This window comes from Agrobacterium bohemicum (genome assembly GCF_002896715.1).
Taxonomy (GTDB): domain Bacteria; phylum Pseudomonadota; class Alphaproteobacteria; order Rhizobiales; family Rhizobiaceae; genus Agrobacterium; species Agrobacterium bohemicum.
On record NZ_PGEL01000019.1, the window covers coordinates 141,347 to 168,255 of the forward strand.

The 26,909-nt window shown below is 56.0% G+C and carries 25 protein-coding genes; 17 read left to right on the top strand and 8 right to left on the bottom strand.

Annotated features, from left to right (window positions below; genetic code table 11):
- Positions 1-9: 9 nt before the first annotated feature.
- The 3 genes from CUC55_RS05235 to CUC55_RS05245 all read left to right on the top strand — a co-directional run bounded on the left by CUC55_RS05235 (position 10) and on the right by CUC55_RS05245 (position 3,361).
- Positions 10-1,203 carry an amidohydrolase family protein gene (locus CUC55_RS05235; RefSeq protein ID WP_103087164.1) on the top strand — a complete coding sequence of 398 codons (1,194 nt, stop codon included), beginning with the start codon at positions 10-12 and terminating at the stop codon, positions 1,201-1,203.
- A 333-nt stretch (positions 1,204-1,536) separates the two neighbouring features.
- Complete coding sequence (locus CUC55_RS05240; protein WP_067653082.1) at positions 1,537-1,998, top strand: DUF3597 domain-containing protein; 462 nt, start codon at positions 1,537-1,539, stop codon at positions 1,996-1,998.
- A 616-nt stretch (positions 1,999-2,614) separates the two neighbouring features.
- Complete coding sequence (locus tag CUC55_RS05245; protein WP_067653084.1) at positions 2,615-3,361, top strand: FadR/GntR family transcriptional regulator; 747 nt, start codon at positions 2,615-2,617, stop codon at positions 3,359-3,361.
- Here the strand turns inward: CUC55_RS05245 and CUC55_RS05250 are convergent.
- Both CUC55_RS05250 and CUC55_RS05255 read right to left on the bottom strand, forming a co-directional pair.
- Positions 3,358-4,146: a DUF7402 domain-containing protein gene (locus tag CUC55_RS05250; RefSeq protein ID WP_067653086.1), complete on the bottom strand. Its 789-nt coding sequence runs from the start codon at positions 4,144-4,146 to the stop codon at positions 3,358-3,360. The two genes, CUC55_RS05245 and CUC55_RS05250, sit on opposite strands and share 4 nt — an antisense overlap.
- 12 nt (positions 4,147-4,158) lie before the next feature.
- On the bottom strand, positions 4,159-5,937 hold the full coding sequence (locus CUC55_RS05255) for a heparinase II/III domain-containing protein (RefSeq protein ID WP_103087165.1): 1,779 nt from the start codon (positions 5,935-5,937) through the stop codon (positions 4,159-4,161).
- 224 nt (positions 5,938-6,161) lie between these two features.
- Between CUC55_RS05255 and CUC55_RS05260 the strand changes: the two genes are divergently transcribed.
- The 9 genes from CUC55_RS05260 to CUC55_RS05305 all read left to right on the top strand — a co-directional run bounded on the left by CUC55_RS05260 (position 6,162) and on the right by CUC55_RS05305 (position 18,529).
- On the top strand, positions 6,162-7,106 hold the full coding sequence (locus CUC55_RS05260; protein ID WP_103087166.1) for a carbohydrate ABC transporter permease: 945 nt from the start codon (positions 6,162-6,164) through the stop codon (positions 7,104-7,106).
- A 4-nt stretch (positions 7,107-7,110) separates the two neighbouring features.
- A complete protein-coding gene (locus tag CUC55_RS05265) occupies positions 7,111-7,947 on the top strand; it encodes a carbohydrate ABC transporter permease (RefSeq protein WP_103087167.1) in 837 nt (278 codons plus the stop codon).
- A 4-nt stretch (positions 7,948-7,951) separates the two neighbouring features.
- Positions 7,952-9,124 carry a glycoside hydrolase family 88 protein gene (locus CUC55_RS05270; protein WP_103087168.1) on the top strand — a complete coding sequence of 391 codons (1,173 nt, stop codon included), beginning with the start codon at positions 7,952-7,954 and terminating at the stop codon, positions 9,122-9,124.
- Positions 9,125-9,139: 15 nt separating this feature from the next.
- Positions 9,140-10,249, top strand: a complete 1,110-nt coding sequence (locus tag CUC55_RS05275) for an ABC transporter ATP-binding protein (RefSeq protein ID WP_067653095.1) — start codon at positions 9,140-9,142, stop codon at positions 10,247-10,249.
- A gap of 18 nt (positions 10,250-10,267) precedes the next feature.
- Positions 10,268-10,957, top strand: a complete 690-nt coding sequence (locus tag CUC55_RS05280) for a DUF624 domain-containing protein (RefSeq protein ID WP_103087169.1) — start codon at positions 10,268-10,270, stop codon at positions 10,955-10,957.
- A 36-nt stretch (positions 10,958-10,993) separates the two neighbouring features.
- The gene (locus tag CUC55_RS05285) at positions 10,994-12,274 is read left to right on the top strand and encodes an ABC transporter substrate-binding protein (protein ID WP_103087170.1); all 1,281 of its coding nucleotides are present in this window, start codon (positions 10,994-10,996) and stop codon (positions 12,272-12,274) included.
- Positions 12,275-12,338: 64 nt separating this feature from the next.
- On the top strand, positions 12,339-14,204 hold the full coding sequence (locus CUC55_RS05290; RefSeq protein WP_103087171.1) for a DUF2264 domain-containing protein: 1,866 nt from the start codon (positions 12,339-12,341) through the stop codon (positions 14,202-14,204).
- Between the two features lie 5 nt (positions 14,205-14,209).
- Positions 14,210-15,847, top strand: coding sequence for an acyltransferase (locus tag CUC55_RS05295; RefSeq protein WP_103087172.1), 1,638 nt, complete (start codon positions 14,210-14,212; stop codon positions 15,845-15,847).
- Between the two features lie 1,773 nt (positions 15,848-17,620).
- Entirely contained in the window at positions 17,621-18,529 is a 909-nt protein-coding gene (locus CUC55_RS05305; protein WP_103087173.1) for a lysylphosphatidylglycerol synthase transmembrane domain-containing protein, read from the top strand.
- 79 nt (positions 18,530-18,608) lie between these two features.
- Here the strand turns inward: CUC55_RS05305 and CUC55_RS05310 are convergent, their stop codons facing one another.
- Complete coding sequence (locus CUC55_RS05310; protein WP_103087174.1) at positions 18,609-19,373, bottom strand: CDP-alcohol phosphatidyltransferase family protein; 765 nt, start codon at positions 19,371-19,373, stop codon at positions 18,609-18,611.
- 22 nt (positions 19,374-19,395) lie between these two features.
- The gene (gene ribA, locus CUC55_RS05315; protein WP_103087175.1) at positions 19,396-20,502 is read right to left on the bottom strand and encodes a GTP cyclohydrolase II RibA; all 1,107 of its coding nucleotides are present in this window, start codon (positions 20,500-20,502) and stop codon (positions 19,396-19,398) included.
- A 1,167-nt stretch (positions 20,503-21,669) separates the two neighbouring features.
- Here ribA and CUC55_RS05325 point away from each other — a divergent pair.
- The 3 genes from CUC55_RS05325 to CUC55_RS05335 all read left to right on the top strand — a co-directional run bounded on the left by CUC55_RS05325 (position 21,670) and on the right by CUC55_RS05335 (position 23,905).
- Positions 21,670-22,068 (top strand): 6-pyruvoyl trahydropterin synthase family protein, encoded by a 399-nt coding sequence (locus tag CUC55_RS05325; RefSeq protein ID WP_067653107.1) that lies wholly within the window; start codon positions 21,670-21,672, stop codon positions 22,066-22,068.
- Positions 22,065-23,111, top strand: a complete 1,047-nt coding sequence (locus CUC55_RS05330; RefSeq protein ID WP_067653109.1) for a glycosyltransferase family 4 protein — start codon at positions 22,065-22,067, stop codon at positions 23,109-23,111. Before CUC55_RS05325 ends, CUC55_RS05330 begins: the two co-directional genes overlap by 4 nt.
- 119 nt (positions 23,112-23,230) lie before the next feature.
- A complete protein-coding gene (locus CUC55_RS05335) occupies positions 23,231-23,905 on the top strand; it encodes a class I SAM-dependent methyltransferase (protein WP_425352750.1) in 675 nt (224 codons plus the stop codon).
- Here CUC55_RS05335 and CUC55_RS05340 read toward each other — a convergent pair.
- Both CUC55_RS05340 and CUC55_RS05345 read right to left on the bottom strand, forming a co-directional pair.
- A complete protein-coding gene (locus CUC55_RS05340; protein WP_103087178.1) occupies positions 23,834-24,667 on the bottom strand; it encodes a RibD family protein in 834 nt (277 codons plus the stop codon). The genes CUC55_RS05335 and CUC55_RS05340 overlap by 72 nt on opposite strands.
- Positions 24,668-24,680: 13 nt before the next feature.
- Positions 24,681-25,214, bottom strand: coding sequence for a cytochrome b (locus CUC55_RS05345; RefSeq protein WP_103087179.1), 534 nt, complete (start codon positions 25,212-25,214; stop codon positions 24,681-24,683).
- Positions 25,215-25,396: 182 nt separating this feature from the next.
- Here CUC55_RS05345 and CUC55_RS05350 point away from each other — a divergent pair, with 182 nt between their 5' ends.
- Both CUC55_RS05350 and CUC55_RS05355 read left to right on the top strand, forming a co-directional pair.
- A complete protein-coding gene (locus CUC55_RS05350; protein WP_067653117.1) occupies positions 25,397-25,783 on the top strand; it encodes a DUF6180 family protein in 387 nt (128 codons plus the stop codon).
- Positions 25,784-25,791: 8 nt separating this feature from the next.
- Positions 25,792-26,268: a heme-degrading domain-containing protein gene (locus CUC55_RS05355; RefSeq protein ID WP_245417698.1), complete on the top strand. Its 477-nt coding sequence runs from the start codon at positions 25,792-25,794 to the stop codon at positions 26,266-26,268.
- A 158-nt stretch (positions 26,269-26,426) separates the two neighbouring features.
- On the opposite strand, the gene CUC55_RS05360 is transcribed toward CUC55_RS05355, so the two are convergent.
- Positions 26,427-26,561, bottom strand: coding sequence for a hypothetical protein (locus tag CUC55_RS05360; RefSeq protein WP_245304038.1), 135 nt, complete (start codon positions 26,559-26,561; stop codon positions 26,427-26,429).
- A gap of 23 nt (positions 26,562-26,584) precedes the next feature.
- Entirely contained in the window at positions 26,585-26,785 is a 201-nt protein-coding gene (locus CUC55_RS05365) for a winged helix-turn-helix domain-containing protein (RefSeq protein ID WP_082760346.1), read from the bottom strand.
- Between the last annotated feature and the right edge of the window lie 124 nt (positions 26,786-26,909).

Consider the following 26,909-nt stretch of genomic DNA (forward strand, 5'->3'; position numbering starts at 1 on the left):
TTAATAAGTATGACAAAGACTGTCTTCACCAATGCCAAACTGGCGGACGGCCTGCTGAGTGATATCAGTGTCGAGAGCGGACAGATCACATCGATCGAAGCTGCCGGGTCAGATACGGCCTCCGCTTCAGTTATCGACATTGGCGGAGATATGTTTGTGCCGGGATTTGTCGAAGGACATATCCATCTGGATACGAGCTTCTACGGCGATACATGGATGCCGCACCGCCCCTGCACCAACGGCTTTGACGTGCATGAGCGGGTCGCATTTCAGGCGGNAAATATGGCCATCTCTGCACCGATGGACAAACGCGCGCGCGACCAGCTCGATCTCTGCATCGGCAACGGAACGCTGCATATGCGCAGCCACGTCATGGTGGACGGCTCCGTCGGCCTGAAATCGTTGGAGACCATTCTGGCGGTCCGCGAGGATTACAGGGATATCATCGATATCCAGCTCGTCGCTTTTCCCCAGAGCGGCATTTTGAAAAGTCCAGGGACGCCGGAACTCCTCGACGAAGCGATCAAACTTGGCGCAGACCTCGTCGGCGGCCTTGACCCCGCCAGCTTCGACCGTGATGTGAACGGCCATCTCGATGTCGTTTTCGGCGTTGCGGAGAAACATGGCGTGGACATCGATATCCATCTTCATGATGCCGGAAGCATGGGTGCTTTCACCATCGAGGAAATTTGCGCACGAACAGTCGCGCTCGGCATGCAGGGCCATGTCGCGATCAGCCACGCCTATGGGCTTGGCGACCTGCCCCCGGACGCAGCCCGCAAGATTGCCGCGACCATCGCCAAAAGCGGTGTATCGATCATGACAAACGCTCCCGGCAACCACACTTTCCCACCCGTCGCTCTACTGCGCCGAGAAGGCGTCACCGTCTTCAGCGGTAGCGACAACATCCGCGATTCCTGGTGGCCCTATGGCGATGGCGACATGCTTCACCGCGCCGAAATCATCGGCTACCGTTCCGGCTTCTACACCGACGAGGAGCTGCAAGCTGCATTCGACATCGTCACGAGCGAAAGCGCGAAGGCTCTTCGGCTAAACAATTACGGTATTCAGGTTGGCTCAAAAGCTGACTTCGTTACATTTGCCGCCGCCTGTATCCCCGAAGCAGTCGTCGCGTTTCCGAAAAATCGCAAGGTATTCAAAGACGGGAAAATGGTGGCGAATGAGAGTAGAATTATTCGCTGAGTGACAAGATTCCGAAGCGATTGCAACCCAACACTGCTATTGATAGGCCTGATGACGTTTAGTTGCGGGCATGAGATGGTTCGCTGCTGCTAATTACAGCAAAGACGGCAAAATGAATTCTTCTCGAGCGTCTTGACGGAGATGTTTCGATTTCTGATTTTACCGAAGCCTGCAACCTGTCGCGCCGCCACGGGTGGGATTGAAGATGGGGACGGTGATGATCTGGATGCAGCTTAGTTCTGTAATTGCGAGGGTTGTTTTGCAAACAATGCGGAACGTTACAAGGTCCGACCCGTTCACCATTGCATATCTATATCAAAGGGAGAGAACATTGTGAGCATCTTCGGCAAAATTAGAGACGCTATATTTGGAAGTTCAGCCCACGCTGAACAGGCATCGCCATCTGCATCAGCACCAGCGCCTTCCTCTACCCCTGAGACAGCGGTATCGACCGCCCCTCCTGTAGGTGGAACTGGCCAGGCAGTCCCGACAACGTCGGGAGCTTCTGCACCAGTACCATCTTCGTCTGCATCGCAGAAAGTTGACGTCGCGTCCCAGCTTGACGCTGCCGTGAAGAGCAGCGGCCAAAAGCTTGATTGGAAGCATTCCATCGTCGACCTGATGAAAGCTCTCGGAATGGACGCAACGCTTGCAGAACGCAAAGAGCTTGCACACGAGTTGGGATACACAGGTCAAGCCGATGGTTCGGCAGCGATGAACACATGGTTGCACAAGGCGTTGCTCAAGAAGTTGTCTGAGAATGGCGGCAAGGTTCCTGCTGAACTGCTGGACTAATTACTTAGTGGCTCAATCAACAGGAGGCTGGGGCGCAGTTTCGCCCCAGCCTCCTTGCAGCGTGGATTATCGTTATCGCTCATGAGCAGGGCCATCTCCTCGCGGTACCATCTCACAGCCATCGGGCTTCCCGACACGTACGAGCGGTGCTGGTTGAGTGGATTTTGGTTAGGGGGATGACCCGTTGATACGTCTATCTGTTGACTGGCGCATGAACTTCGACACTTTTTCATTTCGGAGTGATCCACTTACACTCCTATAACGTGCTTTCGGCCACCATCTTAAATGTAACTAGGTGGTGTGGCGCGAGATGAAATGGTGGCTCAAATCCAGCCGAAACTGTACATGTTCGGATTTTTCTCGATATACCTCTGGTATTTTCTCCGTTTGTTCGATCGCGATAATGCCACGGGGACTTCTGGATNAAAAAGAAACCACAAGACCAGTGTGTGAGACCTTTTCCGTCCACGCAACACCTCTCAAAGCGATTACAACCAGATATTGACAGAAAATTCTCCGTGCGAAGCATCAGGCNAAAGAATTAGTATGATCATTGCGCATGACTGAAATTCATCATACAGATTTGTAAGGCTACGCTTAGCTGAAATTTCGATTTATGGTGACCGACATGCCAGAAAAGCAAAAACGCAGCAAATCATCCGGGTCGCTTGTTACCAAAGTCAGCGTGAGCCTGAGACAGGCTATCGCGTCCGGCCAATACGGACCCGGAGACCGCTTGCCGAGCGAGATACAAATGACGGAAACTCATGGCGTCAGCCGCACCGTCGTTCGCGAGGCAGTCACGGCTTTGCGTTGTGACGGCTTGGTGGAAGTACGTCAGGGTGCAGGCATATTCGTTCTCAAAACGGCAAAAGACGGCTCGGCGGGAAAAATCGACAAAGCGAGATTATCTTCGGATCTCGAAGTGCTGGAAATTCGAACCCCGCTTGAGATCGAGGCAGCAGGCCTTGCCGCACTTCGCAGGTCCCCGTCACAGGAAGAGGCTATTTTCGAGTGCCACGCGAAAGTGCTGGACTGTCTCGAGAATAATCAGTCGATCCGTGAGGCAGACTTAGCGCTGCATTTTGCAATTGCGGCGGCCACCAACAATCCGCTGTTCACGCAGTTTTTGGAACTGCACGGACCAGCGGCTATTCCGCAGTCCCGTTTCGTTTCAAAGCAGCAGGAGGTCGACCAGACAGCCTATCGACGCCTGATCCACAGGGAGCATGAGACGATTATCGTTGCGATTTCAGACCGCGACGAGCAGGCAGCGAAGCTTGCCATGCAGGAGCATCTGCGCGGCAGCCAGCTTCGCTACCGCGATATGATGCGCGATCTGCGCGGTATCGCTGCAAACTAGCACACATCCACACCCCAAACCTCGAACTGCGTGAGCGCTGGAAACGGCGATGGATCATCAGCCTTTTTAAGATCATGCAAGCGGACCCATTCGACAGTGCGCGCAGGCATGGGAAAAACTTGGGCGGCACCGGATTTGATCAGGGGAATGGTCAGTATATACCCATCTGAAAAGGTCAAGCTGGCCTCGTTCCACCAGGCGTCGTGGGGGAAGTCTGCCCTTAGATACAGCGTGACCTGATCAATCAGCACTGGACGTCCGAATGCCAGATTGAGCGTTGCCGCAGGGTCTTGGTTGATGCCCCAACTGGTATAGGGCCAGAAACCGTGATCCGTATTGGCCTTTTCCCCATCAATGGCGTTGCGGGCAGCAAAGACCGCCTCGCCACGTGTTTCTACATTGGCGCTGGCGTGGGGAAAGAGCATTCTGTTGTCATGATGGTCGAAGGGATTGAAGGCCAGGTTTCGGCGTATAGAAGCCTCCTGCGCGTGAACACGACAGGCTGATATGCGGTGAAGATTTCCAAGGAAGGCCTGCGGCGGGTAGGTCTTGCGCGTCAGCCCGAAGGGGATAGGAAGGGAGAAATCCGTGCCAGCCATGAAGACACGTGCTGGTGGCATGCCGGCGTCGAGGCTGAGGTCGATATGGCCGGATTCTGCCGCTTCGACCATGATCCTGTCCCCTTGCGCATACTCACTGCGATAGACCAGAAAGACCTCGTCGTCAGCACTGGCGTGCGACAGGACCGTGCCTGATGCGTCGACGACTTTGAGTGTGAGCCTCATCGGCATTCTCCCTTAGCGGATAACGAGGTGAAGGCGTTTGCCTTTGAGCGGAATGAGAATGCGGTAAATGGCTTCAGGCCACGACTGGCGTAGGCGCGGATCATCGATCTTGATCGTATCGATGGTGAGGACTTCCGCATTTTCGATATCGATGGAACCGAGGTCACCCAAAACCAACATATCGCCAGTAATACGAGGCTTTTCGACCGTCATGAGTGACAGAACGGCATCGCGCTCGCCCTCGTGATCATCGATGATCTCGACATGTTTGCCACGGATGAGGCGAACGGTTCTGGTGTAGCTTTGGACACCGGCCTCCGGCGGATAAGCACCGGCAAGGTCGAGCGATATTTCGGCGTGCTCTTGCGCAAAATTGACGCAGAAATCGCGGGCCGCAAAGGCCTCGCCATCCTCCTGCATCACACCGCCAAAGCTGGGCAAGTTGTGGAAGGCCGATTGCATGGTCCAGATGTCGTACCGCTGCGGCGAGAAGGTCTTGGCCGTATAGGTTTCCACACCGACATCGATGAGGAAAGGACGTCCGTGCTTGTAAAGCGTGATGCTGCCGACATCATTGTGGTTATGGCTTTCGCCATTGTTGCCGCCCTTGACGGCGAGATCGAAGATATCATCGCGGGCGATGGCGAGCGCTATGCCGGGGTAAAACATATCGACTTTTGCGGGTGGCCTGAAACTAGCCTCGGCCAGTTCACCTTCTCCCAGAGCCGATTGTACGCGATACCAGAGGTTCCATTCATCCTGCATTAGATGCTTGGACGAGCGCTTCCAGCGATCTACGGCGAAGGCCTGGAGCTGAGGTGATGCGACGGCTTTGCCGACGAGATATTCACGAAGGCCGCTGGTTTCGAACCGCGCCGGGGCGTCTGCGAAATTGAAAAACTGGTCGTCTGCCACATGCATATGCCGGATGAATTCGGCCATACTGCGGAGCTTGTTTTCGCGCAGAACTGCGCCCGTCACGCCTGGAGCGGCCTCCTCCAGAACTGCGAGGCCTGTGAATAGGCACAGCGTCGCATGGCCGTAGTAGAGAGCGCCCTCTTCGCATGCTCCATCATCCGCGTAGTCTTTTTGGAAGGCATCGAGACTTTTTAACCCCTGCTCGACAACGGCGCGGCGTGTGACCTGATCGGTGGGCCGCNAAAATGTCGAGAGAAGGACGTTCTGCGTGATCCACGCCGTCCAGTTGTTCATCCGCTCATCGCCATTGCCCATCCACCAGAAGTGGCGCGAGAGATATGGCTTTGTGATGCGCTGATCGATTTCGCTGGATATCCGCGTGGCAAGGATAGTGTCCAGCTGGGGGGCGAGCAGGTGCGAGACCAGCGCCAGATTGGCCGACGTTTCCGCCGCGAAGAGATCGATGACCGGGTTCTGAGGATCGGGAAGCGGGGTGCGTGGACCGCCACGGACATGGGAATTATGCGCGGGCAGCTGCCAGCCGCTTTCCTCGCAGATGAGCCACAAGCCGTCGATAATTTCAGGTAGGAACCGTCCTACGGCTTCGATGCATTCGCCCAGAACCAGCGCGTTCAGCTTGACGCGGCGGGCGAAATAGAGGGCCTCGAAGCGCGAGCGGTTGCCGTTCTGGGTATATTCCATGTAGTCGCTGGCGAGGATGGTGGACCACGGCTCATCAAGGGCCTTCACGGCGGCATTGATGAGCTCTGCGCGGCTGGCCTGCGACGCTGAGTAGCGGATGCGTTCAGCCGTGACATCGGCTGCGAAATCACCCAGCCGATCCGGCAGGAGCTGTATCAACTCTGCAAACACGCCCTCGACCTNCCGCGCGTTCGATGTTCGTTAGGAAAGGCTCCTATCATACGTCTTTTCAAATCTCCAGAGAATTTGTCTGATGTTATGCAAACTTGTTTGACCAATGTAGATTTTGTGCTATCAAAACGGCAGGAGGCATCAGGTGNAAATCTGATCGCAGGAGATGTTGCAGCGGTCTGCGCCGATCATGACGACGGCTGGCCGACAATGGGAGGAATGCCGTGGCCATTGCGACCGCGTCTGACACGCAGGCGGCCCCATACCGCAAAAAGAAGGTACAGATCGTTTCCAAGAGACGACGCCGGATCGAAAATGCGTTGATCGCCTACTCCTTCATTGCCCCGAATTTTCTTGGCTTCGCCATCTTCACGCTCGGCCCCATTCTCTTCGCCTTCGCGCTGGCGTTCATGCATTGGGACGGCTCCAACGCCATGAGTTTTGCGGGGCTGGATAATTTCTGGCGACTGTTTGAAGACAAGGCGTTCATCTCGGCTTTTTGGAACACGATCGTCTATACCGTTGTTTCGGTGCCTGCCACGCTGGCCTGTGCGCTTGGTTTGGCGGTTCTGCTGAACCAGAAAATCTTCGGGCGCGACTTCTTCCGCACCGCCATGTTCTTTCCCTATGTCGCTTCGCTGGTGGCCGTGGCTGTGGTCTGGAACATGATTTTCAACCCCGAAATGGGGCCGGTTAACATGCTGCTCTATACGCTGGGCATGGACCCAGCCGATATGCCTGGCTGGGCGGCGGACCGACATTGGGCGATGGTGACCGTCATACTCTTCGGCATATGGAAGAGCATGGGTTACTATATGGTGATCTATCTTGCCGGGCTTCAGGGCATCAATTCCGAGCTTTACGAGGCGGCCGGTCTGGACGGCGCCAATGCCTGGCAGAAGTTCATCCACGTCACCCTACCGCAGCTGGCACCGACGACGTTTTTCGTGACCGTCATGCTGACCATCCAGTCGTTCAAGGTTTTTGATCAGGTCTATATGATCACCCAAGGCGGTCCCGGCACATCCACGCTTGTTCTGGTCTACCACATCTATAACGAAGCCTTCATTTCCTGGGACCTCGGTTATTCCAGCATGATTGCGCTCGTTCTCTTCTTCCTCGTGCTGGCCGTCACCGTCGTCCAGTTCAAACGGCAGCGGGAGGACTGAAGCGATGCGCATCATGGGCCGAAAAGTCACCGTTGGAACGATCGCCGTCTATGCCACGGTCATTGCGATCACCATCGTCATGCTGCTGCCGTTTGTTTGGATGCTCTCGGCATCACTCAAGCTCAGCCGCGATGTTTTCGCATTTCCCATTGAATGGATACCGGCGCAGCCGCGCTGGGAAAACTACACCGAGATATGGACGAAAATTCCGCTGGCGCTGTTCATCTACAACACGTCCAAGCTTACGATCATCGTCACGATCATGCAGTTGCTGACCTCGAGTTTCGCAGCCTATGCCTTTGCCAAGTTGCACTTTCCCTACAAGAACACGCTGTTCCTCGGCTATATCGCCACCATCGCCATGCCGTGGCAGGTTTATATGGTGCCGCAGTTCCTGTTGATGCGGGAATTCGGCCTTAACAACACCCATCTAGCATTGATCCTGCTGCAGGCCTTCACTGCATTCGGCGTGTTTCTAATGCGGCAGTTCTATATGTCGATACCCAACGAGTTGTGCGAGGCGGCGCGCATTGATGGCATGAACGAGTACCAGATCTGGGCGAAAATCATGTTGCCGCTGTCCAAGCCTGCGCTCTCGACGCTGACGATCTTCACCTTTGTCACGACCTGGAATGATTTTCTCGGGCCAATGATCTACCTGACGAAAACCGAGCTGAAGACCATCCAGATCGGGCTTCGCATGTTCATTTCGCAATATTCGGCGGAATACGGGCTGATCATNGCCGCGTCCGTGGTGGCGTTGATCCCGGTTCTCATCGTTTTCCTGGCGTTGCAACGTTTCTTCGTCGAAGGCGTCGCTTCCTCGGGGATCAAGGGTTGAAACCATGCTGAATTTTACCAACACCCAACCGAACCCGATCACCTCTGCCGAAGTCGATGCGGCGATGGCAACGGCTGTTGAACAGGTGCGGCGCAACCTGCCGGAGTTCACCTACAAAGCGCAAAACCATTCCAGCGTCGGCAATTTTTATCCCGCCGTTGCCAACGACCAGTGGACCGCCGGTTTCTGGCCCGGGCAGATATGGCTTGCCTTCGAGCATACGGGCGACAAGGTGTTTCAGCATGCGGCGCAGATACAGGTACAGAGCTTTCTTCACCGGATCGNAAACCGCATCGAGACAGACCATCACGACATGGGCTTTCTCTATTCACCCTCCTGCATTGCCGCATGGAAATTGGTGGGGGATGAGGATGGACGGCGCGCAGCCTTGATGGCGGCCGATCAGTTGATGGAGCGTTTCCAGCCCGTAGGCCAGTTCATTCAGGCTTGGGGCCGCAAGGGCAATCCGAATGAATATCGCTATATCATCGACTGCCTGCTGAATCTGCCGCTGCTCTATTGGGCCGCCGAGCAGACGGGTCGTGAGGACTATCGCGATGTTGCGCTAGCGCATGCGCGCACCACGCTTGCCCATTCCGTCCGAGCTGACGATTCCACCTATCATACCTTCTACATGAACCCGGACACCGGCGCGCCTGTGCGGGGCGTCACGAAACAGGGCTACAGCGACGAGAGCTATTGGGCGCGTGGGCAAGCCTGGGGCATCGCCGGAATGGCATTTTCCTATCGCTACGAGCGCCTGCCTGCCTATCGCGATGCGTTCGAGCGGTTGCTAGCCTTCTATCTGAAACGCCTGCCCTCCAATCTCGTGCCATACTGGGACCTCGTCTTTACAGAGAAAGACGGCGAGCCGCGCGACAGTTCGGCGGCGGCCATCGTCGCCTGCGGCCTGTTGGAAATGGCCGATCTGGAAGAGCCGGAGAAGGCGGAGCAATATCGCGATCTGGCCCGTCGCATGGTGAAAAGCCTTGTCGATAGCTATTCGGTGAAGGACCCCACGATTTCCAACGGACAGCTTCTGCACGGCACCTATTCGAAGAAAACGCCGCACAACACCTGCCGCGGCGAAGGCGTCGATGAGTGTGTATCCTGGGGCGATTATTATTATCTGGAAGCACTGACGCGACTGCCGCGCAACTGGGCTTCCTACTGGTGAGCGCGTGAGGGACATATGGCAAGCATTTCGCTGAAAAAACTCAACAAGACCTTCGGTGCGCTCAAGGTCGTCCACGATATCGATCTGGAAATTGCCGACAAGGAATTCATCATTCTGGTCGGCCCGTCCGGCTGCGGCAAATCCACGACGTTGCGCATGATTGCCGGGCTGGAGGAGATTTCCGGCGGCGAGCTGCGGATTGGCGACGATGTGATGAATGACGTGCCGTCGAAAGACCGCGACATCGCCATGGTGTTCCAGAACTACGCGCTGTATCCGCATATGACCGTTTACAAGAACATGGCCTTTGGGTTGCAACTGAGAAAAGCACCGCGCGATTTCATCGATGACAAAGTGAAGGAAGCGGCCAATATTCTCGACATCACCCACCTTTTGAACCGCAAGCCGAAAGCGCTTTCCGGCGGGCAGCGGCAGCGTGTGGCGCTGGGACGCGCCATGGTGCGCAACCCGGAGGTCTTTCTTCTCGATGAGCCGCTATCCAATCTGGATGCCAAGCTGCGCGGCACAATGCGGGCAGAAATCAGCAAGCTGCACAAGCGGCTGAATGCGACCTTCATCTATGTGACGCATGACCAGATAGAAGCGATGACGATGGCCGACCGCATTGTGGTAATGAAGGACGGCCACATTCAGCAGGTAGACACGCCACAGCAACTGTACGACCGGCCTATCAATATGTTCGTTGCTGGCTTCATCGGCGCGCCGCAGATGAATATGCTACCGGTGACGTTAAAGCGCGACGGTGAACGTTTCACGGCCGTCTTCGATGGGAAGCCGATGCCTTTGCCTGCCAGCATAGATTCCGAGCGGCTGCGCCCTTATGAAAACAAGGACGTCATTCTCGGCATCCGTCCCGAGAATTTTCACGAGTTTGCACCTGCTGATATCGACGCGGCCAACACAGTGCCCTTCAATGCCACGCTGGAGCTGGCCGAGCCGATGGGGTCGGAGGTTCACCTCAACCTCGTCGCAAGCGGCAAGGCGCTGATCGCGCGCGTGTCGCCGCGTTTCAAGGGCAGACTGGGCGACGATATCACCCTCATTGCCGACCTGACCGGCGCGCAGGTTTTCGACCCGGAAACCGAACGTTCCATTCTCTACTGAACCGCTGGGAGGCGCATGATGCAATGGCTTGAAGGATTATGGACAAGGGAGGGAGCCGGGATCGATAAGGATGCCCCGCGTCCCACCGGCCTTGCCCTGTTCTTCGATATTCTGAAGCGTGAGTGGTGGGAGCTGGTGAAGCTCAACCTGCTGTTCCTGATAGCCAGTTTGCCAGTCGTGACCATTCCTGCGGCAACGCTCGCCATGGCGCGGGTGTCTCGCTCCATCGTATCAGATGAAAACACCTATCTGTTACGCGANTTTATCGAGGCGTTACGGCGCTATGCGTGGCGTGGCACGTTGCTGATGGTGGTGTGCGCAGCAATGACAGCCGCCAGCTTCTATGCCGTCATCACCTATGCNAAAGCGTTGCCGGATATGCTGATCTACAGCCTGCCCTTGGCGATCAGTATCGTCATGACGCTGTTTATCAGCCTGGTATCCGCTTATGCAATTGTACTGACTGTGACGCGCGATCTACCGCCTTTCGGCCTGTTTCGGCAGGCGGCATTGCTGGCGCTGGTGAAGCCGCTTCCGATGCTGGCAGCACTGGCTTTCGTCGCAGCGCTTTGGCTTGCGCACATCCTGTTTTATCCGGTGTCGGTGTTCATGCCTGCCACCATCAACTTTTCGCTTGGCATCTTCACTATGTGCTTTGCAGCACGGCATATCGAGACCTTTGACATCAAAGGGACGCGCTACCGATAAGATCAATAAACAACACAGTCCGGGAGGAAACCGACTATGGAATTCAACACGACACGACGTGCATTCGCTTTGGCCACCGCAGGCATCGGCCTTGCCATGAGTATGGGTGGGGCAGCGTTTGCGCAGAGCGATGCGCCGGTGACCCTGAAATGGGCGCTGTGGGATTTGGATAAAGGTGCCTATTTCAAGCCCCTGATGGATGCCTATAAAGCCAAGCATCCCAATGTAAGTTTCGAGCCTGTCGATCTGGGTTCGCAGGACTACACACAGATGATTTCGACCCAGCTGACAGGCGGTTCGAAAGACATCGACATCGTCACCATCAAGGATGTGCCGGGTTACGCCAACCTCGTACGCGCGGGTAACATAACCGATCTCAGCAGCTACATGAAAGACCAGAAGATCGATCCGGCAGGTTATGGCGGGCTGATCGAGGAACTGACGGTGGATGGCAAGATTTACGCATTGCCGTTCCGCTCCGATTTCTGGATCGTCTATTACAACAAGGATATTTTCGACAAGGCGGGCGTTCCCTACCCCACCAATGACATGACATGGGCGCAGTTCGATGAGATCGCCACGAAACTAAAGGGCGGCATGGGCCAGAACCGAGTCTATGGTGCGCTTCTGCACACATGGCGCTCGACCGTGCAACTGCCCGGCATTCAGGACGGCAAGCAGACTCTGGTCGATGGCAAGTACGAGTTTCTGAAACCCTGGTATGAGCGGGCACTGGCCCTGCNAAAGAGTGGCGCTATCCCGTCATATGCATCGCTGNAAACCTCCAACACCCATTATTCGGCGCTGTTCTTCAACGGTACCATCGGCATGTTGCCAATGGGCACATGGTTCATGGGAACACAGATCGCTAAGGTGAAATCCGGCGAATCCAAAAGCGCCAATTGGGGCATCGTTAAGTTCCCGCATCCCGATGGCGTGGAGGCAGGCACGACGGCGGCGCAAATCTCCGGTCTGTCGGTCAACTCCAATTCGGCACACAAGGAAGCCGCACTTGATTTCATCAAGTTCGTGACCGGCCCCGAAGGTGCGGCAATCGTCGCATCGACCGGCACTTTCCCAGCGCTGAGATCGGACACTGTTGCGCAGACAATCGCAGCGCTTCCAGGCTTTCCGCAGGACCAGAACAGCAAGGATGCGCTGAAAGCTGGCAAGGCCTATCTGGAAATGGCCGTCAATCCCAATGCCGCNAAAATCGAAGTCGTGCTGAACCGCGTCCACGACGCGCTCATGACCGACAACATCTCCATCGATGACGGCATCAAGGATATGGACGACGGCGTAAAAGCCATCAAGTAATTATCAGACGGTCGCGGGTCTCCCGCGACCGTCANTTTTATGACCTGTTTTCGGAAGACATGCCGTGAATCACGATAGCGCCAAGGCCAACCCCCTTTTTCACAATCCGCTGCTGACCAGAGACGATCTTGCAAACGCGGTAATGGATCTGTTCAACCCGCTTCTGCCGTATTTTTCCGAAGGCGGGGCGCGTGTGCGGCTAAGCGCCACGGGTGCGATCTTCGATTACCCGGCAGCGGAATTGGAAGGATTTGCGCGCCCGCTTTGGGGCATCGCTCCGCTGGCGGCAGGAGGCTACGACTTCCCGCACTGGGACCTGTACCGGCGTGGTCTGGCGAATGGTACCAACCCTGATCACGCCGAATATTGGGGCGATATTTCAGATCGCAACCAGCGGCTTGTGGAATTGGCGGCTATTGGTTTTGCGCTGGCCATGGTGCCGCAGCACATCTGGGAGCCCATGAGCGAAGCCGACAAAAAGGTTGTCGCTGCCTATCTGTTGGCAGCGCGCGAACGGGAATTCGTGGATAATAACTGGAAGTTCTTTCGTGTGCTCGTCGATCTTGGTCTGGAGCGGGTGGGCGTTGCTTTCGACACATCGAAGACGCACGCCTATCTCGATGAGTTGGAAGCTTTCGATATCGGCGATGGCTGGTACCGCGATGGACCGGTGCGGCNGGTCGACCACTATGTTCCCTTCGCCATGCATTTCTACGGGCTGATTTATGCGGTCCTTGCCAAGGGCGATGACGCGCGCAAAACCCGGCTGCTTCAGCGCTCCAAGCGCTTCGCCAGCGATATCCGCCACTGGTTCGGGCCGGATGGTGCCTCTCTCGCCTTTGGCCGCAGCCAAACCTATCGCTTTGCCGCGGGCGGCTTCTGGGGTGGGCTTGCGTTTGCCGACCTCGAAGCGCTGCCGTGGTCTCAGGTCAAAGGGTATTATATGCGCCACATCAGATGGTGGGCAAAGCTGCCGATCTGTGATCGCGACGGCGTGTTATCCATCGGTTACGGTTATCCCAACCTGTTGATGAGCGAGAGCTATAACTCCCCTTGCTCGCCCTATTGGGCACTCAAGTTCTTCTTGCCACTGGCACTGCCCAGCGACCATCCATTCTGGGCAGCACAGGAAGCAGAGCCTGAAACTTTTTCCCAGCCGGTGCCGTTGCCGCAACCCGGCATGGTCGCGTTCCACACACCCGGCAATGTTGTCGTTCTCTCCTCGGGCCAACAGCATGACAAGATGCNGGGCGCCCAGGAAAAATACTCGAAATTCGTCTATTCGACACGCTACGCGTTCAACATCGAGGCAGACGACAGGCACTTTCTTGCTGCAAGTTTCGACGGGATGCTGGGCCTATCCGAAGACGGCGTACACTTCCGTGCGCGTGAGACGATGGAAGAGGCTTTGATTGCCAAAGACTGCCTCTACTCGCGCTGGAGACCATGGGCGGACGTCACCATTGAGACGTGGCTTGTGCCACAGAGCCCTTGGCACATCAGGCTGCATCGCATCCGCACCCCGCGTCCCGTGCAGACATCCGAAGGCGGATTTGCCATAGAACGAGCCGATTTCAACCGTGACAAAACAGAAGAGGGGGAAGGCCGCGCCGTCTGTTATGGACAGACCGACACAAGCGCCATCGTCGATCTTTCGACTGACATCCGGCGGGTCGGCCTCTGCCATCAGGCAATCGCCAACACCAATCTCATACATGCCAGAACCCTTGTTCCGCAATTGCGAGGCACAATTGCGTCAGGCGAGACGCTTCTTGTAACGGCCTGCGTGGCGCAACCCGCTAGCAAGGGAGCCGAAGCGTCATTGCACCCATTGCCTGTTACTCCTGATTTATCCGAGTTGGAAGAACTGTTCAGGCGTGAGGCACAGCGGGTTCCGGCCTTTGCCCTCAACGAAAGTCGCGAGGGCTAACGCAGATGACGGACGAACCGCCGATGATGTCCCAAAGGTCGGATCGGCTGAATATCGTGACCTGGGAACGGAAACAGGAGGATATCGACAGTCCCGACCATCAAGCGCGTTTGCAAGGTTTGAAGCACTCTTCCAACGCTCATTTCGGGCCAGGCGTCTACATCGCCGCCAAAGCCGAGGTGCATACGGACAGATTGATAATGGGTGCGCAGTCGTGGATTGCCGGTTACGCAATTGTCCGCGGCGATATTGAACTCGGCGAAAACGTGTCGATTAACCCCTATGCTTGCATTTCTGGAAAGGCCAGGATCGGCAACGGCGTGCGTATCGCCTCCCACGTCAGCATTGTCGGTTTCAACCATGGTTTCGATGATACCGAGACCCCCATCTACCGCCAACCTTTGACCTCGCTGGGCATAGAGATCAGCGACGACGTCTGGATCGGCGCCAATGCAGTCGTTCTCGACGGCGTAAAAATAGGACGTGGAGCGATTATTGCCGCAGGTGCGGTGGTGGCGAAGGACATTCCCGCCATGGCCATAGCGGGCGGCGTTCCCGCCCGGGTTTTGAGATATCGGGGCGAGAAGGCGCACGCTACNAAACAGCAGGAAACCGAGCCCCTGCTACGTGAAGTCGGCGAGGAGATCGCAGGAGACTGGCGGGCCGTCATTCGCTTCCATGAAAAGGGCGGGATCTATCGTTCCGCCGACGCATCGGGAAATGAAGTCGAAAGCGCCAGGAATCTGTGCGATGCCATTGAGATCGCCGCCGCCTTCGGAGAGCAAGGAACCGTCTTCGACGCCGAAAAAACCGTGGCTGACCTTCAGGCGATGCAAGACAACAAAACGGGGCTATTTTTTGCCGCCAAGCACAGCCTTTCTTCGCCGCCGGAACAAGACCCCAATGTCCTCTATAATATTCTGTCAGCTGGATATGCGCTGGAATGTTTCGGTGCAGCCCCCAAGCGCCCAATCGCTTTCGTGGAGAATATGTCTGCCGACGAACTCATTCACCTTCTGGAAAGCCTGCCTTGGCAAAGCCGGGCATGGCACTGTGGTGCTACCGTAGACGCTATCGCTACGGCGCAATATTTCAACAGGCGATATTTCACATCCGGCAAAAACCTCGCCGTTCTTTTCGGCTGGCTGGCAATGAATGCCAATNAAACCACCGGGCTTTGGGGAGAACCAACGACCGCACAGGGTCTGTTGCAACCGGTGAATGGCNTTTACCGGCTCACTCGAGGCTCTTACGCCCAGTTCGGACTGCCCGTCCCCTATCCGCAAGCGGTAATCGATTCCGTTATTGCTAATTACCGCGCCTATGGGACGTTTAATGGTGAGAATTATAACGCCTGCAACCTGCTCGACACGATCCATCCACTTCTTCTGTGTCTGAAACAGACCGATCACCGGCGAGAGGAGGCAAAAGAGATTGCCCGCGACACTGTACGACGGATTGGAAGACATTGGCAAAAGGACCGTGGNTTTCCATTCTCAGAAGGACACTCTCCTGGGCTACAGGGTACAGAAATGTGGATGTCTGTACTTTGGCTCGCGGCGAAGCTCCTCGGCGAAGAGCAACTCCTGCCGTTCAAGCCGATGGGCGTTCATCGGTTTGAACCAGTCGAAACCTTAGCGTGACACCATTTATGATTGAGAGGAAATCGCCTCTGGGCCATGGTGAGGCTTGAAGAGAATTTTCGGTTGGGTGCTACCTGCCGCTAAGTGCATCGATCAGCAACTGACGTAGCTCGTTCATAGGCCACTCACGCGTCGCATTCGTGGGTGTCATACTCGCCGTAAAACCATCAACCTGAAACCGGGTGAGAAGCCGTGCATCATCCGTAACGATATGGATCGGTACGGCTCTCGATGCGCCCGGGCCTGTTATGATGGATGCAGGTTNGTGATCACCGAGGATGATATAGACGGTGCCAGGGCCCTGTCGCGCCATAAAGTCGCCCAGAGTTGCAAGCGAATAATCGATGGTCTGGATATACTGGCTGCGCACCCGGTCGGGATTGGCCCAGACGACGGAAGGAGGATCGCCGCTGGTTGCTTGATCATTGAAAGCCGATCCATCGCCAACCTCGTTCCAATCGATGAGCCTCGGCACAGGCGTCCATGGGGCGTGGCTGGAGATGAGAGCGATTTCCGCCATCACGTTCTCTCCCCGTGCATGGGCAGGCTTTACCGTAAGACGATCAAAGGCGGACAATGTGTATTGGTCCGGCATGGTGACCCAGTTGAAGGGTTTGCCGCGATATTCGAGACCCGACGCCGAAAGGATTTGATCATAGCCGAAATATTCGGCCTCGGGCCAGTCCATGGTAATGGCGGGCATGACGGCGACAGTATGCCAACCAGCCTGAGAGAACAGTCGATTGAAGCTCGGTTGTTGGCTGATCATCAGGCGGTCGTAGCGAGCCTGACTATCCACCCAAAGGCCAGACAGCAATGTGCCGTGCGCCAGCCAACTGAGCCCGCCGACGGTTGGAGAGGTGACCCATCCGCTTGCCGCATGCAGGCCCGCCGCTTCGATCTGCGTTTCGACTGCGGACAAGCGCGATGAGGTCACGCCTGCATATTTCGGGTCTTCGACCGCAGATCGGCCGTAGGATTCCACAAAGATCAAGATGACATCCTTGCCCTTCATGGCCTGAAAGAGGTCGTTTCCATCCCGAGGGCCACGTCCTTTTGCAAGTTCCTGCTCAAAAACCTGCATGTCCGCTACAGAACGGACGACAAGACCAAGTCTCGCCGACAGATATGTGGGCGTTCCAAACTCGACCTGCGGCTTGCCGAGCAAAAGAACAGGCCCGCCGATGGCAAAGATCGCTGCAAAAGCGCCAAGCAGGAAGTGTCGCAGATGTCCGCGGGCCTCAGCCATCCACCGCAGCGATTTGAGAAAGACGGTTGCCACCAGCAGGACGAGGATTATGCCGCCCCCCAGAGCGGCCACGGCTGTGGGCGTCCCTATCGTGCCAGATATGAGATTCCAGCCATCAGCCAGCATTTTTAGATCGAGGTAGGGATTGAACTGCCGCTGAAATGCGCTCTGCACTCCGATATCTGCGATCTTCAGAAAGAGAACCAGAAAGATGAGAAAGGCCGAGAGCAGAATGATGACACGCCTCAACCAGCCGCTAGTCACCAGCACCAGAAGAGCTATAACCGGCCACTCCAATGGCAGGCGCAGGAACGCGCCTACGCCGATTGCATCGGGATGATCTGGCAAGATGAAGGCCAGAAAAGCGGTGGCAGAGAAAAGCACTGCACCGATCACGGCTTTCAAGTTATCGTGTTCTCGAACTGCCCTAANTTTTCCAATCACTCTAATCCGCTCCCCNTTTCCGGACGTATAAATCTGTCAGAAAAACACTCATATTATAAAGGCCCCCGCGCTTGAACAAAATGCGAATAGTCGTGTCCGTCATTACTGTGGCAGTTCTCGTCACGATTATCCTTCGCACGGATTTGACAGCGCTCAACCAATCGCTATCGCGCATTTCATGGGTCGCGGTCGTAAGTTGTCTCGCGCTTGTGCAGGTGCAGATCGTATTTTCTGCCTTGCGTTGGCGCTTCACCTCCCGTCGTCTGGGCCAGAACATTCCGCCACTCAAGGCAATCCGTGAATATTATGTCGCGAGCCTTCTTAACCAGACATTGCCGGGAGGTATGAGCGGTGATGCCGTAAGAGCATGGAGAATGCGGAGCGATGAACCGGGCGGATGGAAACAACCGGCAAAGGCGGTTCTTTTCGAGAGACTGTCGGGGCAGATCGCCCTCTTCATTCTGGCATTGATCGGGCTCGCTGTCTGGCCGATCGTCACAAATGCCAATTTCGGTCAACATAAGCGGCATTACCTTGTTTTTGCCGGAGCACTGATTTCGGTTGCTATAATTATTCTGCTTTGGAAAAAGTGGCGTGGTGCCGCCGGGAGCGCCCTGCGCACGAGCGTTCTGGATGTTTTTGTAAGGCGGAAGGCCTGGCTGTTTCACGCAGTTACGAGCGTCGTCATCCTCTCTGCATATATCGGCGTATTTTTCATTGCGGCCAAAGCTACCGGATCCGACCTGTCCTGGGTCGCCTGTGTAACGATCATCCCNTTTTGCCTCGTGGCAATGCTGATACCGACCGGCTTCGGTGGCTNGGGCACCCGTGAGGCTGCGGCTATGGCTCTCTGGCCGATGCTCGGCGCGGCGTCCGTGGACGGTCTTGCTGCGAGCATTACTTATGGTTGGCTTTCGCTTGCCGGTGCAGCCCCCGGCGTCGTTTTCCTCACTATCGCAGCATTCGAAAAACGGCCATGCCACGCCTGAGGCAGGCCTCACGGAAACGCTACCCGTGCAAGAACATCGCAGTTCGAAACCCGTGAAGACCGGAGGTTGGTGGCGACCGTCACACTGCCATCCACCGGCGTAGCAAATAGAAAATATCTATGGCAAAGGACATGACCAGCATCGCCAGAGCGGCAGCGGCTAAATAGGCAGAAACCGACACTGTGACGGCAGGAACCAAAATCAGGCACAGGGTCGAAACTTGCAACACGCAAACGAACTTGCGGCGCAGCGAGGGTGGAAGATCGCCATTGAGAAACGGCGCAGCCCAGCCTGCGGCGACAAAAAGGTATCGCATCAAACCAATCAGAAGCACCCACGCGCCTGCCTTGTCCAGCATGGCGGCGGCCACTGATAGGATCAGGATGAGGAAGGCATCCACCTCCATGTCGAAACGCGCACCAAGCTCAGATTCCTGCCGATATCGGCGTGCGAGATAACCGTCGATGCCATCCAGCGACAGCGCGAAGACGACGACACCCACCAATATCCACAGAACCGTATCTGCCGTGTGCAGACTTTCGAAACACAGGACCGTGGCGCCCGTCAGGCTGACGAGAGAGGCGCGAAAGGCCGTTACAATATTGGCGTAACCGAACCGGCGGTGGGGATACTTCGGGAGAAGATACACCACGAAACCGAAGATGATGGACAGGGAGACAACGGCAGAGGCCACGAAGTCCCAGCCTAATGCCATTTCCGTACGAACCAGCAATGCAACGACAATCGTGCCCAGCATCAGACAGGCAAGATGCCCCAATGTANTTTGGACAAGAGGTTCTCTACCCTTGAGACTATTGGGCATCACGCCATCGATCAGTGCCATTCATTCACCCCGTCCACGCATTTCACTCGGCCGCAATCAGTGCCTTCAAATCCATGAGATGCCCGGCACGAAGGGTCTTTGTGCGAAGATAGTTCTCGTTTTCTGCAGTCACGGTTCCTGTCACCGGCGTGCGCGCATCCACTTCAATGCCCCCTGCCCTGATCGCACTGATTTTTGTGGGATTGTTGGTATAAACAGCAACCTTTGAAATATTCAGATGCCGAAGCATGGCGATAGCCGCCTCGTATCTCCGGTGATCCGCTGCAAGACCGAGTTCAGCGTCTGCATCGATCGTATCAAGGCCAAGGTGCTGATACCCATATGCACGCATTTTCGCGCCGATACCCGTGCCGCGCCCCTCCTGATCGAGATAAAGCAGAACCCCGCCGCCAGCTTGTTTCAGCAACGCCAATCCATTACGAAGCTGATCCCCGCAATCGCATTTCAGCGACCCGCAAAGATCGCCGGTGACGCATGAGGAGTGGATGCGTATCGGCACGGTACGCGAGACATCCGGCTTGCCAACGACGATGGCGATTTGATCNTTTTGTGCAAGCCCACCCCGGAAAACGATAAATTCGGAATCCCCCAAATCCTTGAGAGGAACGCGTGTACAAACGACTTTTTCAAAGCGTTGGCGAGCAACGTCTGCGCCCTTAAGGCGATCCGCCGATAACGCGCAGCATCCTGCAAAGCTGCCGGGCGAGGTCGAGACATCGGCAAGCACCATAGCCGGGAGAAGAAGCGCGATCCGCGCCAGTTCTGCTGTTTGCGACGCAAGTTCGTCCGCTTCCACCCACTTGGCAGGCCTGTCAGCGCCAAGCACATAGGATAGTGTGGAGGCTTGTTCGAAATTCACGCCAGACAAGGACGTCAATACATCTCCGTTGCCGACTATGCCGAGCCGTGTGGCGCGTGGAGCCGTGAGCAAGAGTGAATGCCGGTTCTCGGTGGCCATGGCGAATTGATCGTAAATCGAGGGCGCGACGGCATCCAGCGCCAGAACGGCCATCTGTCTCTCGCCCGAAGACAAGAGAATGGGGCGACCATAACGAAGCTCCGCGACGGCGCGCTCGACTTCGATCTCAGGTGTGGTGAACTGAAAAGGTGGCTGACTTAAAGACGACATATGACATGCTCTCCCTGGACGTTATTATTCTTTACGGAGAAGATCGTGCGTGGATTTCTCGGGGGCAAAAATTTATTTCGGCATTGCGCACGGAACAAAACGCGCCTCTCGGCAATACGCTCCATTGAAGAACGACTTATGGGATCACGCTTTTGGCATCTTCTACCGGCACCGAAGAACGGCGCAAACAAAAAACAAGTCGGGCACTGTGGATCGAGCATGCAAATCATTGCGCGATAAGGGAAGAGAGCTTGGGGCCGCTCGGTCCCGACGGGGTATTCGTCCGAAGTCTCTACAGCGGCGTCAGTCGGGGCACAGAATCCCTCGTCTTCAACGGAGCCGTGCCGCCTGGCGAATTCGTGCGGATGCGCGGACCTCACATGGGCGGCGACTTTTCGTTTCCGGTGAAATATGGCTATTCCTCCGTCGGGATCGTGGAGTGGGGGCCAGAGGAACTGATAGGCAAAATCGTCTTCTGTCTTCATCCCCATCAGGATTTTTTCATCACGACGAAAAACATGGTTTCCGTACTGCCGGNAAATCTCCCACCCGCCCGCGCCGTGCTGGCGGCAAACATGGAGACTGCGCTCAACATCGTTTGGGATGCTCTCGTCCAGCCAGGCGACCGCGTTGCAGTCTTTGGTGGTGGCGTCGTCGGAACGCTTATTGCAAACCTCGTCAGCCGAATCGCGGGAACGGAGACCGTTCTCGTTGATAGCAACCCCATGCGCCGCACTCACGTGCAAGCCATGGGCATCACCTTCGCGGAGGCGGGTACTCTGGATGGAGAATTCGACGTGCTCATCAATGCTTCGGCATCTGGGGCGGCTCTTGCTGCTGCCATTCAGCATGCGGGAACCGAAGCGCGGATCGTGGAGGCGAGTTGGTACGGTGATAAGCCGATCACCATATCGCTGGGTGGTGCGTTTCATTCCAAGCGACTTTCACTCATCAGCTCACAGGTCGGGTCAATTCCTGCGATGCGCAAGGGACGCTGGAGCTTTTCGCGCCGGATGACAAAAGCGCTTGAACTGCTACGCGACGACCGCCTCGACCATCTGATTTCTGGCGAGACAGCCTTTGCTGATCTAGCAACCGATTATTCACGTATCCTGTCCGGGCAGGACACACTTTGCCATCGCATCCGCTACTAACGAAAGAGACACTATGTTCGCAGTCGAAGTCAGAGACCACATCATGATCGCCCACAGCCTTCCACGACCGGTTTTCGGCCCGGCACAGGGGATGCACGGCGCAACCTTCGTCGTAGATGCGGCCTTCTTCACCAAAGACGTCGATGAGGACAGCCTGGCCGTCGACATCGGGGCAGCGACGACTGTCCTTTCGGAAGTGCTGAAGCCCCTTAATTACCAGAACCTGGACGAACTTAGTATCTTCAAAGGCAAGATCAGCACGACGGAAGTGATCGCGAAGCATATTTTCGATGAGCTTGCCGCTGCGGTTGCCGCGAAGCGTCTTGGTCCCGGCAGCCACCGTATCTCGCGCCTGAAAATAACGCTGCACGAATCGCATGCAGCGCGTGGATGGTATGAGGCCGATCTTTGAAAAAACGCTTCACTTTCGCATATTCCGGAAATCTTGAACTCAAGACCGGGGGATATGGCTATGACCGCGAAGTCATAAAGGGCCTGCGTGACCTCGGCTGGCATATCGACCTTCTGGCGCTCGGAGACGGATTTCCATCACCTTCCGCGGAAACGCTGGAGGAAGCGGAGAAGCGCCTCTCTGCCCTCGAGGACGACGCGCTCGTGATGATCGATGGCCTTGCCTTCGGCGTTATGAATGAGTGGGCAAAACGGGATGCACAGCGCCTGAGGATTATTGCTCTTGTTCACCATCCGCTGGCACTTGAAACCGGATTGAATGAAGAGCAGCAGGACCTCCTGCGCAACAGCGAAAGAGCAGCGCTTGCGGCCACGCGCCATGTCGTAGTGACGTCGCCAATGACCGCGGGCGAGTTGGCGAAGAACTTCGACGTGCCCCCTCATAAAATCACGGTGGCAGTTCCGGGGACCATGAAGCCGCCCGTCCAACGTCAGCAGCAGAACGATATCCCGCAGATCCTTTCGGTCGGCTCTCTCACAAAACGCAAAGGATATGACATCCTGATTGCCGCACTTGAAAAAGTCTCCGATCTTCCCTGGCGGGCAATGATCATCGGAAATCCAACTCTCGACCCGCCTGTCACAGATGCTCTGGCAGAGCAGATCAGGATGGGGAAGCTATCGGATCGCGTTATTCTGGCTGGGGAGTCCGACAATCTCGCTCCCGCTTACGCACAAGCCGACATCTTCGCGCTTGCCAGTCGATATGAGGGTTACGGCATGGTCTTTGCCGAAGCCCTGTCGCATGGTCTGCCGATCGTCGCGTGCAAAGCGGGCGCAGTGCCTGATGTCGTTCCTGAAGATTCTGGCTTTCTGGTTCCGGTAGACGACGTGGACGCGATAGCGGGCGCACTGAGGACGCTGTTAAGCGATCCCCGGGAACGCAAACGACGTGCAACAGCCGCAGCACGCGCTGGTGCACTGTTACCGGCTTGGGCGGACACATCGGAAATCATTTCGAACGCACTGAAAGAATTTGCATGAGTGGCTTTGAGACGAACTGGCTGACACTTCGGGAACCGGCGGACCGCGACGCGCGCGCAGAATCGCTTCTCGAGATGGTCCACGCGCATCTGAGTGCACTTCCACCGCCTCACGTCATCATGGACATCGGGTGCGGCACCGGATCAACCTACCGAACGCTCTCCCCTGCATTACCGGAAGCCGCATGGAAACTTCTTGATTACGAGACTGTCCTGTTGGACGAGGCCAAGCGCGAAATTGGAGCCCGGGACAACATAGAGTTTCACTGTCAGGATCTGAACAAGCTGGACGAAACGCTGTTTGACGATGTTGCTATCGTGACAGCATCAGCCCTTTTTGATCTGTGCTCAGGTCAGTTCTGCAGCCGCTTCGTTGACCTGCTCACTCGGCGCAAGATCGGCCTATACGCTGCTCTTAACTACGATGGCGTCATAGATTGGTCTGTCGATCATCCGCTGGATAAGCAGGTGGTGGCGGATTTCAATCGTCACCAGCAATCCGATAAAGGCTTTGGACCAGCGCTTGGGCCAGACGCTTCCGATCATCTCTCTGCTTTGTGCGAGGCTAGCGGCTTCACTGTGAAAACGGCGTCGAGCCCATGGCGACTTGACCCCGAGACAGCTGAATTACAGAATGAATTTCTGCTCGGCTTCAGCCGTCCGATTCACGAAATCGGAAACATTAGCGATGCTGATTTCNAAGGATGGCTTGACTTCCGTCTGTCACACATTGGCGTAAAGAACAGCGTCTGCACCGTCGGACATACGGATATCCTGGCTCTCCCGCGCACTTGAAGTCGCCCTTGNTTTCAGGCGGCAATCGAAAAGCACATCGCTGCCCAGTGCGTACACCTCCGCCATCGGACGATGTGCATTACAAAGCTCGGCGATCGGGGGCAAGGAAATGCCACATGGTCCAGACCCGATAATCAGGGGTGCGATGGCAACGTGTAGACGGTCGACAAGGTTGGCGTCGATAAAGCGAGCAATCGTTCTTGCTCCACCTTCCACGAGGACTCGCTTCAAACCGCGTTGCGTAAGAGCGTCGAGAATATGGGAGGGGTCTAGCCCGGCTGGCCCGCGCCTGAGCTTTACCACATCAAAATCTCGTGACGTTTGCGCCGCATCATGTCCCTGGATAATGATGACAGGAGCCCCACCATCGTGAAACAGCCCCTCATTCCCTGTCAGTTCGCCGCGACAATCGATGATGACACGGGTCGGGCTTGGACCACTTACCTCGCGGACAGAAAGGCGCGGATTATCGTTCTGGATAGTACCGATCCCAACGATGACCGCATCGACAAGGGCGCGGCAACGGTGGAGATGCGCAAGCCCATCCGGGCCGGATATGTCGCGCGCGTCTCCGCTCGGCGTCGCAACACGACCGTCCAGAGACTGGCCCACCTGCGCCAGCACNAAACCGTCNTTTGCAGACGCGATCGGGCCGTAGAGCGCCAAGGCAGCATCGGCATCTTTTCTGCTAAGGACATCGTTGCCATCACGGATGGAAAGAAGCCGTCTCCAGAGCCCATCAGTGATGTTGAGGTTGCGCATCGACGCTCCTTGTCTAAAGAATACGATATAGCGTGGCGTCCCGGCGTATCAGTCGGTGGAATATTACCGCCACGACGTGTAACGCNAAAAGCCCGAAAACGATCCACGCGCTCCATTCGTGGATGGCGGACAATAAGGGAGCGATCTGCGCAGATTTGCCAAGAGGACTCCAGATCGGCACCAGCCCGAACCATTGCAGTGGAAAGCCGTGGGCATTGGTTGCCAGAAATCCCGACACCGGCATGATGATGAGAAAGATATAGATCAAGCCATGGACCATGTGCGCGGCGATGCGTTCTATGGCTGGCCCCTGGATTGGAGGGGCCGGTGTGTACAGCCGGGCGCCGACCCTCATCAACATGACCCAGAGTATCAGAAATCCGAGACTTTCATGGATGAGATNAAAATCGAGCTTCACCTCGTCCTTTACGAACCCGATCATCAGACCCATCGGCCATGTCAGAAAAACGAGCAGCGCGACGATCCAGTGCAGAACCCGCGAAATTCGACTGTACCTCGCAACATCATATGCCGAATCGTGGGCCATTCTCTTTCTCCTCCGAGAACCTAGCGACGTTCCACCATACCGGTAAATGATACTGTTTACGAAGCAGGAAACTTGAGCCCTCTAGTTGCAGATCGGAACGACGGGGAACGCACCCACTTGCCATTCCATTTGCGCCCGGGAATAAAGGTGAAACATGTTGTATACCGCTGTTGGAGGAACGGATGAAGAAAACTTCGACACTCATGATCGCAGCCGCCGCAGCATTTCTGGGACAAGCTGTGCCTGTCCTCGCGCAAAGCAATGACTTCAATCTCACCTATTACGTCGAGCGAACCTCCGAAGCTGCACTCGACATCGAAACCTGCGGCGCAATTGTTGAAGACGCTGCCGCCAAGGCAGGTTACGAGGCAAATGTACAGCGTTTCCCGGGACAGCTAGTCCTTGTCAGCGGAGGGAAGGAGGGCCAAGGTGTCTTCACCGTTCAATGCATTTCAGTAGAGAAGACGACCGTAAGCGTGGTTCAGGGTATCGACTACCGCAACAAGAAAGCCTCTCTCGGCGAATATGCTGATAAAGTTCAAGCGGCGATCATGGCCGCAAAGAAGTAAACTGGAACATGACCGTGACCCAAGCGACCCCGACCATCGACAGCGTGATTGCTGAAGAAGCATTGCTTCATATTCCGACGTTCCATTATGACTTCGCCTGGACGCTCGGGAGTATCATCCGACAGAAAGCGGCAGAGAAACATTATCCTGTCGCAATCGAGGTTCGTCATGGAAACGACGTCGTGTTCGCCACGCTGCTGCCAGGGGCAACGATCGACAACTTCGGCTGGACCAAACGCAAATGCGCGGTCGTCCATCGCTTTCATCGCAGCTCCCTCAGGGTCAGGCTTGAATCGGCAGCAAAGGGATACGATTTCAACGCGAAGTTCGGGTTGCCAATCACTGAGTACGTCGCCAGTGGTGGTGGGTTTCCGCTGATCCTGCAAGGAAGTACACTTGTCGGCTCAGTTGCCGTCAGCGGACTTCCGGATGTTGAGGACCATGCGCTAATTACGGATGGTCTCAAGATAATGCTGGGCGTTTGAGGACGTGAGCGACATTTGCTCTTTCTGCTTGCATCTAGCCTTACGCCGAAACCTGCCACCTCACTCCAGGCCGCAAGCTCAGAGCTGGCTCGGGAAATATGGAAAGCTAGGAAAAGTAGAATGTCTGCCTGACTTCGCCTGAGATGCCACCTCACTGATCAGAACCCATTCGCCCATTCTCTGCGTCCGAAGGACATGATGCGCCAGAGGTTTTCGACGGGGTTCAGCTTTGGGGATTTCGGCGGGAGTGGTAGGATGGTGATGTTTTCAGGCACGATGAGATTGTTGGACATATGCCAGCCTGCCTGATCCATAGTTAGAATGGCGTGCGCGTTTTCGTCGATACGGCAACCGATTGGTGTTGCGCGTGATGTTTGGGCCGGGCGGCAAGCTTATGATAGCCCATGGGCCGGACTTCACGGTTCAGCGTTTGCTCGCTCACAATACGAAACTCTTCCCAAAGCCATTGAGCCAGATCGCACAGACGCCAGCGAACAACACCGTAGAGATAAGGCATCGGGCCACGCTCGTTTGCCTGCGCCAGAGCCGCACGTTCCTGATCGTTCGGTAATNCCCCCGTTTTTAACGGGGCTCAGCAGTAGAATTCATGCTGCCANTTTCAGTTTTTGCCTCGGCGTGAT